The 15,928-nt window shown below is 72.7% G+C and carries 14 protein-coding genes; 5 read left to right on the top strand and 9 right to left on the bottom strand.

From position 1 onward, the window contains the following. Nucleotides 1-14 precede the first annotated feature (14 nt). Genes AA23TX_RS30150 through AA23TX_RS30160 form a run of 3 tightly spaced genes read right to left on the bottom strand, consistent with a single transcriptional unit; the run spans nucleotide 15 to nucleotide 4,272 of the window. The gene (locus tag AA23TX_RS30150; RefSeq protein WP_155546157.1) at nucleotides 15-488 is read right to left on the bottom strand and encodes a hypothetical protein; all 474 of its coding nucleotides are present in this window, start codon (nucleotides 486-488) and stop codon (nucleotides 15-17) included. Then, nucleotides 488-1,411, bottom strand: coding sequence for an ABC transporter permease (locus tag AA23TX_RS30155; protein WP_196425588.1), 924 nt, complete (start codon nucleotides 1,409-1,411; stop codon nucleotides 488-490). The genes AA23TX_RS30150 and AA23TX_RS30155 overlap by 1 nt, the downstream gene beginning before the upstream one ends. Continuing rightward, complete coding sequence (locus AA23TX_RS30160) at nucleotides 1,408-4,272, bottom strand: alpha/beta fold hydrolase (protein WP_155546159.1); 2,865 nt, start codon at nucleotides 4,270-4,272, stop codon at nucleotides 1,408-1,410. Before AA23TX_RS30160 ends, AA23TX_RS30155 begins: the two co-directional genes overlap by 4 nt. Before the next feature lie 304 nt (nucleotides 4,273-4,576). On the opposite strand from AA23TX_RS30160, the gene AA23TX_RS30165 reads away from it, so the two are divergent. Genes AA23TX_RS30165 through AA23TX_RS30175 form a run of 3 tightly spaced genes read left to right on the top strand, consistent with a single transcriptional unit; the run spans nucleotide 4,577 to nucleotide 8,168 of the window. Further along, nucleotides 4,577-5,539, top strand: a complete 963-nt coding sequence (locus AA23TX_RS30165) for a TerC family protein (protein ID WP_155546160.1) — start codon at nucleotides 4,577-4,579, stop codon at nucleotides 5,537-5,539. Between the two features lie 52 nt (nucleotides 5,540-5,591). Beyond that, the gene (locus AA23TX_RS30170; RefSeq protein WP_155546161.1) at nucleotides 5,592-7,535 is read left to right on the top strand and encodes a S9 family peptidase; all 1,944 of its coding nucleotides are present in this window, start codon (nucleotides 5,592-5,594) and stop codon (nucleotides 7,533-7,535) included. Continuing rightward, complete coding sequence (locus tag AA23TX_RS30175) at nucleotides 7,536-8,168, top strand: HAD family hydrolase (protein WP_155546162.1); 633 nt, start codon at nucleotides 7,536-7,538, stop codon at nucleotides 8,166-8,168. It abuts the gene before it with no gap. Here AA23TX_RS30175 and AA23TX_RS30180 read toward each other — a convergent pair. The 4 genes from AA23TX_RS30180 to AA23TX_RS30195 form a co-directional block, all read right to left on the bottom strand. Beyond that, nucleotides 8,150-8,806 carry an RES family NAD+ phosphorylase gene (locus AA23TX_RS30180; RefSeq protein WP_155546163.1) on the bottom strand — a complete coding sequence of 219 codons (657 nt, stop codon included), beginning with the start codon at nucleotides 8,804-8,806 and terminating at the stop codon, nucleotides 8,150-8,152. The two genes, AA23TX_RS30175 and AA23TX_RS30180, sit on opposite strands and share 19 nt — an antisense overlap. A 51-nt stretch (nucleotides 8,807-8,857) precedes the next feature. Further along, nucleotides 8,858-9,439, bottom strand: a complete 582-nt coding sequence (locus AA23TX_RS30185) for a MerR family transcriptional regulator (protein WP_155546164.1) — start codon at nucleotides 9,437-9,439, stop codon at nucleotides 8,858-8,860. 520 nt (nucleotides 9,440-9,959) lie between these two features. After that, nucleotides 9,960-10,937, bottom strand: coding sequence for a LacI family DNA-binding transcriptional regulator (locus AA23TX_RS30190; RefSeq protein ID WP_155546165.1), 978 nt, complete (start codon nucleotides 10,935-10,937; stop codon nucleotides 9,960-9,962). A 105-nt stretch (nucleotides 10,938-11,042) separates the two neighbouring features. Beyond that, nucleotides 11,043-11,963: a helix-turn-helix domain-containing protein gene (locus AA23TX_RS30195; RefSeq protein WP_230862766.1), complete on the bottom strand. Its 921-nt coding sequence runs from the start codon at nucleotides 11,961-11,963 to the stop codon at nucleotides 11,043-11,045. Between the two features lie 156 nt (nucleotides 11,964-12,119). Between AA23TX_RS30195 and AA23TX_RS30200 the strand changes: the two genes are divergently transcribed. Further along, the gene (locus AA23TX_RS30200) at nucleotides 12,120-12,593 is read left to right on the top strand and encodes an MmpS family transport accessory protein (RefSeq protein ID WP_155546166.1); all 474 of its coding nucleotides are present in this window, start codon (nucleotides 12,120-12,122) and stop codon (nucleotides 12,591-12,593) included. A gap of 16 nt (nucleotides 12,594-12,609) precedes the next feature. Continuing rightward, on the top strand, nucleotides 12,610-13,356 hold the full coding sequence (locus tag AA23TX_RS30205; RefSeq protein ID WP_155546167.1) for an ABC transporter permease: 747 nt from the start codon (nucleotides 12,610-12,612) through the stop codon (nucleotides 13,354-13,356). Here AA23TX_RS30205 and AA23TX_RS30210 read toward each other — a convergent pair. Continuing rightward, entirely contained in the window at nucleotides 13,340-14,026 is a 687-nt protein-coding gene (locus tag AA23TX_RS30210) for a histidine phosphatase family protein (RefSeq protein ID WP_155546168.1), read from the bottom strand. The genes AA23TX_RS30205 and AA23TX_RS30210 overlap by 17 nt on opposite strands. Before the next feature lie 10 nt (nucleotides 14,027-14,036). Further along, entirely contained in the window at nucleotides 14,037-15,920 is a 1,884-nt protein-coding gene (locus AA23TX_RS30215; RefSeq protein ID WP_196425589.1) for a Na+/H+ antiporter, read from the bottom strand. Nucleotides 15,921-15,928 lie beyond the last annotated feature (8 nt).

The raw sequence follows: 15,928 nt of genomic DNA on the forward strand, positions 1-15,928 counted from the left end.
CCGACCGTAACCGCTCAGGTTTTGCGGCTCAACCGGACGACACCGAAGTGCTCGCGGCGCACCAGCCGGGTGACCTCGTCGGAGGTCGGCAGCCGGCCGGCCGGGAACCGCAGGCCGATCTGCCGCGCGGCCCCGCGCCGCCCGAGTTCGGTGATCCGGTCCAGGTAGAGCCGCACCACGGCGGCCTCGTCGTCGACGAGCACGCCGCGCATCGGCGTGGTCCGCCCGGCGAACGTCACGTCGGCGTCCGCGCCACCGGTGAAGTTCAGCCGCCAGCCGGCGGGCGTGAGCACGTACGGCCCGCCGGCGTCGCGGTGCGCGGTCACCGGGACCCGATAGCGGCGTCCGGACCGGCGGCCGGTGAAGGCGAGCAGCATGAACTCGCGCACGCCGCGCCCGAGCGGGCTCGGCAGCAGCGCGCGAAGCACCCCGTTGAACGCCTTCACCAGCGGCGCGGGCGGCTGGTGGCCTTCGACCACGGCGGACATCAGCTGGTGATGTCCTTCCGGGCGAACCGCCGCCCCGCGTAGAGGAAGAACACCGTCCCGTAGATGACCGCCGAGAGCATGCCGCTCGCCAGGTTGGTCCAGTCGACGTCGGTCGAGATCAGGTCCATCCACGAGAACGCGTAGTGCGTCGGCAGGTAGTTGCGCAGACCCTCCAGCGCGGTGATCTGGTCCAGGATCTGCGACAGGATCGCCACCAGCACCGCGCCGCCGACCGCGCCGAGCGGGGCGTCGGTCGACACGCTCAGCGCGAGCGCCAGCCCGGCCACCCAGGCCAGCTGCAGGATGATGTACACAGTGGACAGTGCGATCGCCAGGAGGCTGTCGCCGAACGAAACCGCGTCGCCGGTCGGGCTGATCGCGTCGCCCGCGCCGTACCAGAGCACCCCGACGCCGAGCGACACCAGGGGCAGCAGCACCAGCGCCGCCGCCGACAGGAGCCCGGACACGATCGCCTTCTGCCGCAGCACCCGCTGCCGCGGCACCGGGATCGCCAGCAGGTACTTCAGGCTCGACCACGACGCCTCGCTCGCGATCGTGTCGCCGAAGAACAGCGCGACGATCATCGGCAGCAGGAACGTCCCCGACACGAACAGCGCCAGCACGACGAAGTTCGGCGCGGACGCCGTGGCCAGGTCGACGAACCCGCCGCTGCGCCGGTTCGGGTTCGACTGGCCGGCCTCGAACGCGAGCACCAGGATGAACGGCAGGATCGCGACGAACCCGAGCAGGAACTGCGTGCGCCGCCGCTTGAGCTGGCGCCGCAGCTCGACGCCGAGCCCCAGCGTCCGCCGGGCGGAGTAGCCCTCGACGGCGCCGTCCGGCCCGACCCCGGCGTGCTCGTGCGACGCGACGTCGCTCAGCTCGTCCAGCGCGTGCGGGTCGGTGTGCACACCCTCGCTCATGATTCCTCTCCGACCAGTTGCAGGAACGCGTCTTCGAGCCGGCGCCTCGGCCCGGCCTGCTCCACGGCGACGCCGGCGCGGACCAGGGCCGCGACCGCTTCGGCGCGCGGCAGCCCGTCGAGATCGGCGTGCACGAGGTCGCCGTCGACGTCGACCGAGGTGACCCCGCCGGCCGCCTTCAGCGCGGCGGCCGCCGCCTCCGGGTCGTCGACCCGGAACGTCGCCTCGCCGCCGGCCGCGGCCAGCTCGCCGACCTCGCCCGAGGCGACCAGCGCGCCGCGGTGCATGACCACGACGTGCGTGCAGGTCTGCTCGACCTCGGCCAGCAGGTGGCTGGAGACCACCACGGTGCGGCCGGTCGCGGCGTAGCGCTGCAGCACCTCGCGCATCTGGTGGATCTGGGGCGGGTCGAGCCCGTTGGTCGGCTCGTCGAGCACCATGAGCTCCGGCAGGCCGAGCATCGCCTGCGCGATCGCCAGCCGCTGCCGCATGCCCTGGCTGTAGGTGCGGACCCGGCGGTCCACCGCGGCGCCGAGCCCGGCGATCTCCAGCGCCTCGCCGAAGTGCGCCTTCTCCGCCGGTCGCCCGGTGGCCGCCCAGTACAGCTCGAGGTTCGCCCGGCCGGACAGGTGCGGCAGGAAGCCGGACCCCTCCACGAACGAGCCGATGCGCGAGAGCACCGGAGCGCCGCCGGTGATCTTGTGCCCGAAGACCCGGATGTGGCCCTTCGTCGGCGTGATCAGGCCCATCAGCATCCGCAGCGTGGTCGTCTTGCCCGCGCCGTTCGGCCCGAGCAGGCCGAGCACCTGGCCCGGCTCGACGCGGAAGGACAGGTCGTTCACCGCGACGAACCCGCCCGGGTACTCCTTGCGCAGCCCCTCGATGACCAGCGGGGTGGTGGCGAGCTCGGGGTCGATGTCGGTGGCCCGGCGGCGGCGCAGGGCCGCGAAGAGCACCGCGGCCCCGGCGATCGCCAGCGTCACGCCGATGCCGACGAGCTGCCCGACCGGAGCCGGCGAGCCGACGGACGTCCCGGGCACGACCGGCACGGCCAGAGCGGTGCCGCCGGCGAGCGCGACCCGGAACACCGCGGGGGCGGCCGGGGTCGCGAACGCCTGGTCGGTCGTGCCGACGACCAGGCGCAGCGAGTGGCCGCCCTCGATCGGCCGGACGATGCCGGGCAGCGTCACGGTGACGTCGACCGGCGTGCCGTCGGCCGGCAGCCCGCTCACCCGGAACGGGGCGATCGCGTTGGCCGGCAGTACCCGGGAGCCGTCCTGGCCGACGTCGTAGAGCTTCGCGAACAGCACCGCGTCCGGCTGCGGGTGTGCCGGGTCGGCGGCGACCCGCAGCCGCACGGTGGAGGAGCCGCTGACGACGATCTGCCCGTCGACCGGCGTGGTCGTGAACTGCGCGGCCTGGCCCGGCGGGTCGTTACTGAACAGCGCGCCCAGCCGCGACGTGCTGCTCGCGACGCCGTTGAGACCGGGGATCCCGCTCACGGCCGAGGGGTTCGCCCCGGCCGGGCGCACGATCGCCTGCGCGGGACCGGCCATCGCCAGCATCCGCCGCTCGGTGGCCGGGCCGGTCAGACCGGGGTAGGTGTCGGCGTTGACGGTGCGGACCGACGGCGTCCCGTTGGCGCGCAAGGTGCCCTGGACGTCGTAGCTGAACCCGGTGCCCGGGTCGCCGCCGTTCACCGCGGTCCAGAGGAAGTCGCCGATCTTGCCGCGCAGCTGCGGTCCCGGCTTGCCGCCGTCGTGGCCGCCGGTGTACCAGATCGTCCGCACCTTGCCGCCCGCCGCGGTGATCTGCCGCGCGCTGGCATCGGACTGGTCGAGGCCGAACAGGGTGTCGCTCTCGCCCTGGACCAGCAGGGTCGGGACGGTGATCTTGCCGGTCACCGACACGGGGGAGACGCGGCGAAGCAGGTCGACGCTCGCCTGGCTCGCCTGCCCGGTGGTGCCCAGCTCGGTGTAGGCGCGGCAGACGGCGGCGGTGAACCGGCCGCACGGGTCGGCCGGACCGCTCGGCCGGCCGCCGCCCGCGCCCGGGGGCACGGCGGGGACGGCCGCCGCGGCACCCCCGGCCGCGCCGGTGGACCCGGCGTCCGTCGGCTGCCCGGCTTCCGGCGCTTCGGCCGACGGCGAGCCGCTGGAGGCGGCGCCGGAGCCGGCCGAGAAGAAGATCCCGGCCCAGCTCTTCTTGAACACGCCGTCGGTCGCGAAGGCGCCGGCGGCCGGGGTGCCCGAAGCCTGGAGGCCGGGCGTGGCCGCGTTCGGGACCAGGCCCTGCGCGAGGTCGTTGTAGGTGATCACCGGGGCGATCGCGTCGACGCGCTTGTCCGTGCCGGCCAGCAGCAGCGAGAGCGCACCGCCGTAGGAAGCGCCGGTGACGGCGACCTTCGGGTCACCACCGGCGTCGGTGGTCACCTGGTGCTGCGCGACGAGCCGGTCGATCAGGCGGCTCGCGTCGGCGACCTCGCCGTCCGGATCGTTGAGCCCGATCTTGCCGGTGCTCTTGCCGAACCCGCGCGCGGACCACGTCATGACGACGAAGCCCTTCCTGGCGAGTTCGCGCGCGTCGTCGGCGACGCTGTTCTTGTCCCCGCCGAACCCGTGCGCGAGCAGCACCGCGGGTGCGGGCACGGTGGCGGGCAGGTAGGTGGTCGTGTCGATCTTGACCTGCTCCGCCGAACCGGGGGCGGCGGGCATGTCGATCAGCGCGTCCTGGGTGGGCACCGGCGCGGGCGCCGCGGGGCGCGTGATCCAGAAGACCGCACCGGCGGCCAGGACCACGACGACGGCGGCGAGCGCGGTGAGGCGGGCTCCGCGGGTGCGCGGGAGCGGGAGTCGGGGCACGAGGTGACCGTATGTGAACTTTCCTGAGAGTGTCCTCACCGGCTCACTTCGATCACACGCGCGTGACCGCCTGGTGGACCGAGGTGACCGAAATTACAGGACCAACCTGGTGACGTGCGCGATTCCAGCTGGCGCTGGGGAGGGGAGAACCGGCAAACTGGACGCGCTGTGAGGGGAGTATTCCTTCGCGGCGGTGTCGTCAGCACGGTGGCCTTGCGCCCCCGGCACCGTCGGCCGGTGTTTTCACCGGCGGGAGAGACCTCCGGTTAGTTGCTCATGCGCACTATCCGGAGGTTTCGGTTTCATGACTGTCCCCCTGTGGCTGTGGATCGCCACGATCGGTGGCCTGCTCGCGCTCATCGCGCTGGACCTGGTCATCGTCGATCGCAAGCCGCACGAAGTCACCACGGGGGAAGCCGCTCGCTGGGTGATCTTCTACGTCTCCTGCGCGGTGCTCTTCGGTGCCGGCGTGTGGTTCTTCGCCGGGCACGACCCGGGCGTCGAGTTCTTCACCGGGTACATCACCGAGTACTCCCTGAGCGTCGACAACCTGTTCATCTTCATGATCATCATGGCGTCGTTCAAGGTGCCCGCCATCCACCAGCACCGCGTGCTGCTGGTCGGCATCCTGCTCGCGCTGGCCTTCCGCAGCGTCTTCATCGCCGTCGGCGCCGCGCTCATCGCGCAGTTCGTGTGGGTGTTCTTCCTCTTCGGCGCGATCCTGGTCTGGACCGCGGTCAGCATGCTGCGCGGCAAGGGCGAGGACGAGGAGTACCACGAGAACGCCGTCACCCGGCAGGTCCGCAAGTTCGCCCCGGTGACCGACGACTACCACGGCCACCACTACACGGTGAAGCTGAACGGCAAGCGGATGATCACGCCGATGCTGCTGGTCATCGTGGCCATCGGCTCAGCGGATCTGCTCTTCGCGGTCGACTCGATCCCGGCGATCTTCGGCATCACGCAGGAGGCGTTCCTCGTCTTCACCGCCAACGCGTTCGCGCTGATGGGCCTGCGGCAGCTGTACTTCCTGCTCGGCGGCCTGGTGACGAAGCTGGTCTACCTGACCTACGGCCTCGCGGTGATCCTCGCGTTCATCGGCGCGAAGCTGTTCCTGCACGCGCTGCACGAGTACCACGTCGTGCCGGACTGGCTGGACATCAACAACTGGATCTCCCTCGGCGTCATCATCGTCGTGCTCACCGTGACCACGGTGGCGAGCTTGGCGAAGGCCCGGCGCGACGAGCGCAAGCAGGTCGCCGCGTAAGTCCCGACGAAGGTCGTTCGCAGCGCTAAGGATTTCCGGTACCGTCGGGGACGTGCGTCCTGCCGACATCGAAACCCTCGTCGTCCCCGGCCGTCCCGCGCTGCGCGGGAACCTGCTGCTCACCGCGCTGAAGAAGCCCGACCTCGAGACGAACGCCGCGCACAGCGCGCTGCGCCGCGTCTCGCTCGACGGTGGCGAGTCCGCGTGGACGCACGGTCCGCGCGACTCGGCGCCGTCGATCTCCCCGGACGGGCGCTGGGTGGCGTTCCTCCGCTCGGGAGAGGGCAAGGGCGCCGACGGCAGCCCGCAGCTGCACGTCATGCCGGCCGACGGGGGTGACGCGCGCCGCCTGACGTCGCTGCACCTCGGGGCCGGCGAACCCGCTTGGGCGCCGGACTCCCGACGGATCGCCTTCACCGCGCGCGTGCCCGAAGCCGGCCGCTACGGGACGGCGGACGCCGACGGCGAAACCCCGGAGCCGGCCGCCGAGGCCCCGCGCCGGATCACGCGCATGGACTACCGGATCGACGACCTCGGGTTCCTGCGCGACCGCGTGCAGCGGCTGTTCGTGGTCGACGCGCTGGCGGAGGATCTGGCGGAGCCCGAGCCGCTGACCGGCGACGGCTTCGACGTGACTTACCCGGCGTGGACCCCGGACGGCACCCGCGTCGTCTTCACCGCGCCGCCGGAGTGGGGTGCGGCCGAGAGCGACTTCCGCGACGTCTGCGCGATCTCCGCCGACGGTGGGGAGCCTGAGGTTCTCGTGCGGGGCGAAGGGTTCTCGGAGCGCCCGGTGTTCGGCGCCGACGGCACGCTGTTCTACTTCGGGCAGGACTTCGGCGAGCACCACGAAGCCGCGATGACCGGGCTCTACACGGCGGTACCCGAGTTCGGCGCCGGCCCGGTCAAGGCGCGCCGGCTCACCGACATCGAGACCGTCGACTGCGAGACCTCGGCGGGCCCGCCGGCGCCGCGCGAGGGCGACGTGCTCGTGGCCGTCCGCCACCGCGGCGCGGTGGAGCTGCGCGCGGTCGCCGTCGACGCCGCGGACGCCCCGCTGGCCGACCTGCCGGTGGTCTACGCGGACCGCACCGCCCTCCGGTCGTTCACCCTGGACGGCTCGGTGCTGGCGGCGGTGATCGCGACGCCGGACACCGCGGGCGAGGTCGTGCTGCTGCGGGACGGCACCCCACAGGTGCTGACGGACTACGCGAAGCCGGTGCGCGACAAGGGTATCCGGCCGATGATCGAGCTGGAGACCACGGCGCCGGACGGCTACCCGGTGCACGGCTGGCTGGTGCTGCCCGAAGGCGACGGCCCGCACCCGGTGCTGCGCGTGGTGCACGGCGGCCCGTTCACCCAGCAGGACTGGGCGGTGTTCGACGAGGCCCAGGTGTACGCGGCCGCGGGGTACGCGGTGGTGCTCGGCAACCCGCGCGGGTCGGCGGGCTACGGGCAGACCCACGGCCACGCGATCACGCACGGCTTCGGCACGGTCGACGTCGACGACGTCCTGGCGCTGCTGGACAAGGCCCTCGAACGCCCGGAGCTGGACTCCTCCCGCGTCGGCATCATGGGCGGCTCGTACGGCGGGTTCATGACGAGCTGGCTGGCGGCCCACCACAGCGAGCGCTTCAAGGCGGCGTGGAGCGAGCGCGCGGTCAACGCGTGGGACTCGATGGTCGGCAGCTCCGACATCGGCTACACGTTCGTCGACGCGTACATCGGCGCCGATCCGGCGGAGCAGCGCGCCCGTTCGCCGCTGTCGTACGCCGCGCAGATCAAGATCCCGTTCATGGTGGCGCATTCGGAGCAGGACTGGCGGTGCCCGCTGGAGCAGGGGCAGCGGATGTTCGTGGCGCTGCGCCGCGCGGGCGCGCCGGCGGAGTTCCTGCTGTTCCCCGGGGAAGGCCACGAGCTGTCCCGGTCGGGGCGTCCGCGGCACCGGGTGCAGCGCTTCGAAGCGATCCTCGAGTGGTGGGGGCGGCACCTGTAAGTGCGCGGCCTGGTCTGCTTCGACGTCGACGGCACGCTGGCCCCCGGCCCGAGCTCGTGCGCGTGGGTGGCCGCAGTGCTGGGACACGAGGCCGAGCTCGTGGCGGCCGAAGCGGCGTACGACGCGGGCCTGATGACCAACCAGGAGGCGTCGGTGATCGACGCGCGCGGCTGGGCCGGGCACACCGAGGCCGAGATCGGGGCCCGGCTGGCGTCCTTGCCGCTGGTCGAGGGGATCGCCGAGACGGTGGAGTGGTGCCACGAGCACAGCCTGCGCCCGATCCTGACGACGCTCGCGTGGACGCCGGTGGGGCGCATGCTCGCCGGGCGGTTCGGGTTCGCCGCGTACTGCGGGCCGGTGCCCGCGGTGCGCGACGGCCGCTACACCGGCGACGTCGCCGAGCACTTCGACGAGTACGGCAAGCGGGACTTCGCGCTGGCCCAGGGCATCGCCCCCGAGCGGTGCGTCGCCGTGGGGGACGGCCGGTCGGACCTGCCGCTGTTCGCCGCCGTCGGGATGAGCATCGGCTTCAACGCCTCGCCGCCGGCCCGCGCCGTCGCGACCCAAGTCGTCGACTCCGGTGACCTGACCGCGATCGTCCCGCTGCTCGAAGCTCAGTTCAGCAGCGTGTAGTTCAGCTCTTCGCAGACCCGGCCCAGCGGGACGTCCAGGCCCGGGTGGTCCAGCGGCAGCAGCACGTCCGGCGCGATCGGCAGCGCCGCGCCCGCCGGCGGGTCCCACAGGCAGATCGCCGGGTCGCCGGAGTCCATCGAGGAGCGGTACCAGAGGCCGTCGAGGTCGCTGAACGCGCCGCGGATCGCGCGGGCCCACGCCTGCGTCAGCTTCTTCGGGCCGCTGGAGATCTCCTGCGACGCGCCCACCCGCGTCGGCCACAGGCTGGTCAGGTCGAGCAGGCGCAGCGTGCGCGTCGGGCGGACGACGACGAGCCGGGGACCGCGCGTGCGGCGGTCGACCGCGGAGCTCGTCTGGAAGACCTCGGCGACCGAGGTGCGCACCGTGAGGCCGAAGTAGAGGACCCCGTTCGCGGGGTCGGTGACCGGGGCGCCGCCGCGCCCGGGCGACTGCTGGTCGAACCGGCCGTGCGGGAGCGGGCCGGTGTAGCGGAACGAGTTCCACTGCTGGGGGTGGTTGCCGTGCGCGGTGAAGATCCGGACGAGCCTGGTCGTGGGCTGGACCGTCACCACGTCGTTGGCGCGATTCAGCTGCCGGACCAGGACGGATCGGGCGGGCGGCAGCGGGAGCCGGGCCATGGGTCGGGGGTGGTCCGTCCTTGTCGGTGATCTTGCTCGGGGTGGTCCAGCCTAGAACGGCGAGCCGAGCGTGGCGATGAGGCGGGCGACGTGGTCCGGGTCACCCCCGGAGAGGAGCCATTGGCGCGGGGTCGCGGGATGCTCGTTGATGACGAGGTCCGGCTGGGGCGTGCTCATGAACGCGGCGACGACGAGCGCCGGCTGGTCTTCGGGGAGGGCCTTGAGCACGACTTCGAGGCCGGGCAGCACGCCCGAGCCGGCGAACTGCCACGCCGGCAGCCGCCAGCCGCCGTCCTTCCAGCCGGTCAGCCTGCCTTCCTTGAGGCGGTGGCGGATCCGGCTGTCGTCGACGCCGAGCGCCCGCGCCGCCTCGTTGACGCTGAGCGCGCCCTCGGCCAGCACGGCGTGCGCGGCGACGGTTCGCGCCCGGAAGTCCGGCTCGCCTTCGCGGTGCGGCGACAGGTCGAGGCCGACGTCGGTGAGCGCGGCCCGCTGATCGGCGGAGAAGTAGTGCGATGGATCCGGGTTCGGCGGGGACAGCCTGCGCGCCGCGTCTTCGACGAGCGTGAGGAACTCGTTCGCGTCGATTTTCAAGCCCGCCTTGGCGAGGATGTTCTCCAGCGCTACAGACATGAGACTGAGGTTAACCCGAAACAGCGCGCGTGTGCGGGTTCGTGCGGTTTCTTGCCCTGACTGTGGGTGAATTCACCAGAGATCGACACTTACCGCACATCAGTCAACACGTTGAGTAAACAACTTCCGGCCAGTGTGCCCGCATCGGACGACGTTGTCCAGGCTTGACAGAGTGCTTCTCCGGACTTACGTTCCGGGTGAGTAAACGATTTCCGCTCCGTGCTCACAGGATCCGGCGGGTTGGCGCCGGCCATGGGGGACACAGGGGGTGGGGCGTGCCTGGGGGCCCGGCACGAGCCGGCCCCAGGCACGTCGCTCCACCCCCGCACAGGCGAGTCGACCTCCCCATCACGCGAGTCGACCCTTCAATCACGCGAGTCGGCTCCCCAGTCACACGTGTCGTCCATCCAGGCACGCGTGTCGTCCGTCTGGGTACGCGAGTCGGCTGTCTGCGTACGTGAGTCGGCCTTCCAGGTACGCGAATCAGCCCTTGCCGCGTGTGAGCCGGTGGTCGCACGGGTCAGCGACGGGAGCTCTTCCGCTCGATCAGCCGGGCTTCGAGCGTCGTGGTCGTCGCGTCGCGGCTGCTGTCGGTGATCCGGGCCAGCAGGAGCTGCGCCGCCACGCGGCCGACCTCGTACGCCGGCTGGGCGACCACCGTCAGGGGCGGGTCGATGAGCGTCGTCCACGGGGCGTCGTCGAACGAGACGATCCCGACGTCGCGGCCCGAACGCAGGCCGCGCGACGACAACGCCTCCAGTACGCCGATCGCCATCGTGCTGTTCGCGACCAGCAGCGCGTCCGGCGGCGACGGCTCGTCGAGCAGCTCCAGCGCGGCCAGCCGGGCGCCCTCGGCGCGGTATTCCGCCCGCCGGGACACGACGTTCGCCTCGCCGACGACGTCGGCGTACCCGGCCAGGCGGTCGTCGGCGGTGCGGACACCGGCCGGCCCGGTCAGGCAGCCGACCCGGCGGTAGCCGCCCGCCAGCAGGTGCCGCGTGGCTTCGGCGGCCGCGTGGCGCGTGTCGACCAGGACCTGGTCGCCCGTGTCGGCGGGCAGCGGGCGGTCCACCGCCACCAGCGGCGTGCCCTGGCGTCGCAGGCCCTCGACGTTCGTGGACCGGCCGGTGGGGGACAGCACCACCCCGGCGACCCGTTCTTGCAGCGCGACCTCGATGTAGCGCCGTTCCTTGTCCTCGTTCTCGTCGGAGTTGCAGAGCACGACGGAGTAGCCCGACCGCTGCGCGAGGTCCTCGACGCCGCGCGCGATGGCCGTGAAGAACGGGTTTTCGACGTCGGAGATGATCAGCGCGAGAACGGCGGTCTCCTGGCGGCGGAGGTTCCGCGCCAGCCCGTTCGGGTGGTAGCCGAGCTCGGCGGCGGCCTCCTGGACGCGCGCGGCGAGCATCGGGTCCACAGTGGACTTGCCGTTGAGCGCGCGCGACACGGTCGCCGTGGAGACGCCGGCCCTGGCCGCGACGTCGCTGATGGTGGCCACACGCCCTCCCTGATCACTGGTCGAAGGGAGAATAGCGCTCTTGGTAGTCGTTTACCGTCCGCTTACCTTCTCGGGTGAGGCCTCACTTCCGGTTGCCCGCAGGGGTTACGCCGAACGGAGTCGATCACTGTGCGTCGAGTCCACAGTGGAGGCCGTGCCGAAGTAGCCGCGGGGAGTCAGGCCGGTCAGGGCCCGGCAGTCCCGGCTGAGGTGCGCCTGATCGGCGTACCCCGCGGCGACGGCCAGCGCGGCCAGCCCGGAGGCGCGCGAAGCGAGGGCGACGGCCCGCTGGAAGCGGGCGACGCGGAGGTAGGTGGCGGGCCCGTACCCGACGGCTTGGACGAAACGCCGCCGCAGCCGCCGTTCGCTCACCGCGACGGGCTCTTCGAGACGTGCGGCGGCGACTTGGGCTGGGTCGGTGCCTCGGGCGAGTAGGGCGGCGACTTGCTCCGGATTCAAGCCTCCGCGGGCGATCGCGGCGGCGATCCGGTCCGGATCGGCACCCCGGGCGAGCGTCGCGGCTTCGGCTTCAGGCCGCTCCGGCGCTGCGAGAGTCCCGGCAGCCGTCACCATCGCCGCCGCCTCCGACACTCGCGCCGCCCCCGCGTCCAGCCTCGCGATCAGCGCCGCCACCGCTTGATCCGCCGGTGGCACCTCCGCCAGCCTCGACGCAACCGCTTGCGCCGGCGTCACGTCGCCCGACAGCAACCGCTCCGTCAGCAGCTCTCCGGCGTGCCCCCACAACTCGTCGAGTGGCACCCGGCGGTCGCGTAGCTCGTCGGCCGCCACGCCCAGGACCGCCGGGGCCCGGCCCGGCGTGAACCGCACTCCGCGCAGCTCAGCGCCCGGCCGGGTCACCGACGACCACGCCGCCGTGTCCGGGCCCGCGATGAACACCTCGCCGTCGCCGACGACCAGGTCGAGGCAGCCGTCGGGGACGATCCGCTTCGGCGCCGCCGAAGCCGACCGCCACACGCAGCGGGCCACGCCCGCCAGCGGACCGGGTGGCGCCGTCTCCTCGTACACACCCCGATGATGCACCCCGGGTACGACAAAACCGCGGGCCCCCGATTGGGTGAAAGTTGGACATCTCGCGTATCAGGGGCTAACGCGCCGTGAGGTCACGGCGAGATATAGGCGACGCGCTCGACGGAAGCGCGCGCGACGAGAGAAGACCTCTTCATGGGTGTTCCCACCGCGATCCCGCCCCGCCGTGACTGCCCTGGCCGCGCCAGGTCGGCCGGCAGCGTCGTGGTCGTCCTGGGCGTGCTCGCCGCCGCCGTCGCGGTGACGGCGTTCGTCGTGCCCCGGTCCGCGCGCGGACCGGCCCAGCCCGCGCCGGTGGCCGCGCCGGTCGTGCCGGCCGCGGTCGCCACCGCGAGCCACTCCGTCGTCTACGAGCTGCTCGGCGCGCACGGCGCCCAGGACGTCACCTACGCCGCCGCGGGTGCCGCGCTGACCCAGCGCGTCGAGGTGACGACGCCGTGGTCGGTGGAGTTCACCCGAGTCGGGCCGGCCGGGCGCACCGAGTTCTACAGCATCGCCGCCCGCAACCCCGGGCCCGGCGAGCTGCGCTGCCGGATCGTCGTCGACGGGGTCGTCGTCGCCGAGAAGAGCGTCACCGAGCCGGGCCGCCAGTTCAGCTGCGCCGTCTGAGAGCAGGATCGTCGGCGTGAACAACGCCGCGATCACCTTCGGGCCCGCCCTCGTGGCGGTGCTGGTCCTGCTCGCCGTCGCCGCCACCGCGGTCGTCCAGGCCGGCGGCCTCGGCCGCGGACGGGACGTGGTCATCGCGGCCGTCCGGGCGGTCGCGCAGCTGGCCCTCGTCTCGCTGGTGATCACCGCCGTGCTGCGGTCGGCCCCGCTCACCGGCCTGTTCGTGCTGCTCATGTTCGGCATCGCCGCGGTGACGTCGGCGCGCCGCGCCGGGACCTGGGCGAACCTCCCGTGGACGGCACTCGCGATCGCGGCCGGCGTCGTGCCGGTGCTCGCGCTGGTGCTGGGCGCCGGGGTCGTCCCGCTCGAACCGATCGCGGTCGTGCCGATCGCCGGCATCGTCATCGGCGGCGCGATGACCGCGACGTCCCAGGCCGCGCGCCGGGCGCTCGACGAGCTGAACGCCCGTCACGGAGAGTACGAAGCCGCGCTCGCCCTGGGATTCCTGCCGCGCCCGGCCGCTCTCGAAATCTGCCGTCCGAGCGCCGGGCACGCGCTGATCCCGGCGCTGGACCAGACCCGCACGGTCGGACTGGTGACGCTGCCGGGCGCCTACGTCGGCGTGCTGCTGGGCGGCGCCGGGCCGATCCAGGCGGGCCTGACGCAGGTACTGGTCCTCATCGGGCTGCTCGCCGCGGAAGCCGTCTCGATCCTGGTGACCGTCCAGTTCGTCGCGGCCGGGAAGCTCAGCCGAGCGGCGTAGCCAGGTGCGAAGTGTCGTTGAAGCGCCGGACGATCCAGTTGTCGCCGTGCAGCACCAGGTGCGAAACGGACCCGTTGTCGGCGCCGAGGAACGCGAACCGCTCGACCGACCGGCTGGCCTGCGCGAACACCTCGCCGATCACGCCGCCGTGGGTGAACACGGCGACACGCTGGTCCGGGTGGGCGGCGGCGATCCGCGTCAGCGCGCCGCGCAGCCGGGCGCCGAACCGCTCGTCGGACTCCGCGCCCGGGATCACGTCCCAGCGCTGCTCGGTCCACAGCCGCTCGACGATCGGGTGGCCTTCGGCCGTGTACTTCCGGAAGAGGCCGTTCTCCCAGTCGCCCAGGTGGATCTCGCGCAGGTCCGGTTCGACGACCGGGGTCAGCCCGAGCTTCTCGGCCAGCGGCGCGGCGGTCTCCGCCGTGCGGCGCAACGTCGTCACATAGATCGCGTCGATCCGCTCGCCGGCCAGCCGGTCGCCGACGCGCCGGGCGTGGTCGCGGCCGTCCGGCGCGAGCTCCGGGTCGGCCTGGCCTTCGACCAGCGTGAAGGGGTTGTCCCCGCGCGCCGGCGCGGACTCGCCGTGCCGGACCAGGAAGATCTCGGTCGCGCCCGGCGGTGGGCTGAAGCGGTGCTGGCGGTACTCGATCTCCTGCTCGGGCGTGCTCATGGCCCCGACATTATCCGAGTTGCTTGTCCACGAAACACCATCGCCACGTCTCCCCGGGCTCGAAGCTGCGCATCACCGGATGGCGGCTTTCGTGGAAGTGCTGCGTGGCGTGCCGGCGCGGCGAAGAGTCGCAGCAGGCGACGTTGCCGCACTTGAGACACATCCGCAGGTGCACCCAGGTCGTGCCTTCGGCGATGCAGGCGGCGCACGCGTCCGGCGAGCTCGGCTCCTTTTCGACCCACTCGTGGGCCAAGTGCTTGCACGAACCGGCCGTCGCGGCCGGGGTGCGCAGCTCGCGGCCTTCGACCTCGGGCTCCTCTTCGTCCCGGTCCAGCATGGACTCTTCGATGTCGAGCCGCTCCAGGACCTTGCGCAGGACTTCGTCGTCGGCGCTGCCGCTGTCGCGGGCCTTCAGGAACTGGCGGCGCTCGACGTCGAGCAGGTCCAGCCGCAGGCGGCGGTAGGCGTCGCTCGGCGTCTCGGTCAGCGCGCTCTGCCGGCCGAGCTGTTCCCACGCCGAGTCGGTGCGGTGCTGGAGCCGGTCGCGCAGGCGCTGGATGATCTCCGGCGGGTCGTCGGGCTGCCGGATCTCTTCGAGCCGGGTCAGCGCCGCGCGGGTCATGTCGTGCAGGACGGCCGCCTCCTGCAGCGCGTCCTCCGCCGGGTCCGGCCGCGGCAGGCGCAGCTTCCGGATCAGCGGCGGCAGCGTCATGCCCTGCACGGCCAGGGTGCCGGCCACGACGACGAACGCCGCGAGCACCAGCACCGCCCGCTGCGGGGTGTCCGCGGGGAGCACGAACGCCGCGGCGAGCGTGACCACGCCGCGCATGCCCGCCCAGGCGATGACGGCCGAGTAGCGCCACGGCCAGATCTTCGCCCGCGGTTTCGCCGGCAGCAGGCGCCGCTCCAGCCGTTTCACGGTGCCGATCCCGGCCATCCACAGCACCCGGGTGACGATGGTCGCGCCCAGCACGGCGACGCAGATCCAGACGAGCATCGCCAGCGACAGCCCGCTTTCGCCGACCTCGGAGAGGATCCGGCGCAGCTGCAGGCCGATCAGCAGGAAGACCATGTTCTCCAGCAGGAACGCGATGGTCTGCCAGTTCAGCCGCGACGCCAGGCGCGTCGAGCCGGAGAGGATCTGCGGTGCCTTGTGCCCGAGGATGAGCCCGGCGATGACCACCGCGAGCACGCCGGAGCCGTGGATCGCCTCGGCCGGGATGTAGGCGATGAAGGGCACGGCGAACGACAGCGCGGTGTCGAGCACCGGCTCGTTCAGCCGGGCGCGGACGAACGCGGCCGCGAACCCGACGACGAGCCCGACGACGGCGCCGCCGATGGCCGCGCGGAAGAAGTCGGCGCCGACCTGCCACAGGCTGACCGACCCGGCCAGCGCGGCGATGGCCGTGCGGAGGGCGACCAGCGCGGCCGCGTCGTTGAACAGGCTCTCGCCCTCCAGCAGCCGGATCAGCTTGCGGGGCATGCCGACCCGGCGGGCGACGACGCTGGCCGCGACCGCGTCCGGCGGGGCCACGATCGCGCCGAGCGCGATGCCGCCGGCCAGCGGGAGCCCGGGGATCACCGCCCAGGCGACCAGCCCGACGCCGAAGGTGGTGAACACGACGAGCCCGACCGACATCAGCCCGATCGCCCCGCGGTTCTTCCGGAAGTCGACCAGCGACGTCTGGATGGCCGCCGAGTACAGCAGCGGCGGGAGCAGGCCGAGCAGCACGACCTCGGGGTCGAGGTGGTACTCGGGCACGCCGGGGACGTACGACGCCACGACGCCGACGGCGATCAGGCACAGCGGGGCGGACCAGTCCAGCCGCCGCGCCACCGCGCTGACGACGAGGACGGTCACGACCAGCGCCACTATCTCTGCCGCTATGTGCACGGGGTAAT

This window comes from Amycolatopsis camponoti (assembly GCF_902497555.1).
Taxonomy (GTDB): domain Bacteria; phylum Actinomycetota; class Actinomycetes; order Mycobacteriales; family Pseudonocardiaceae; genus Amycolatopsis; species Amycolatopsis camponoti.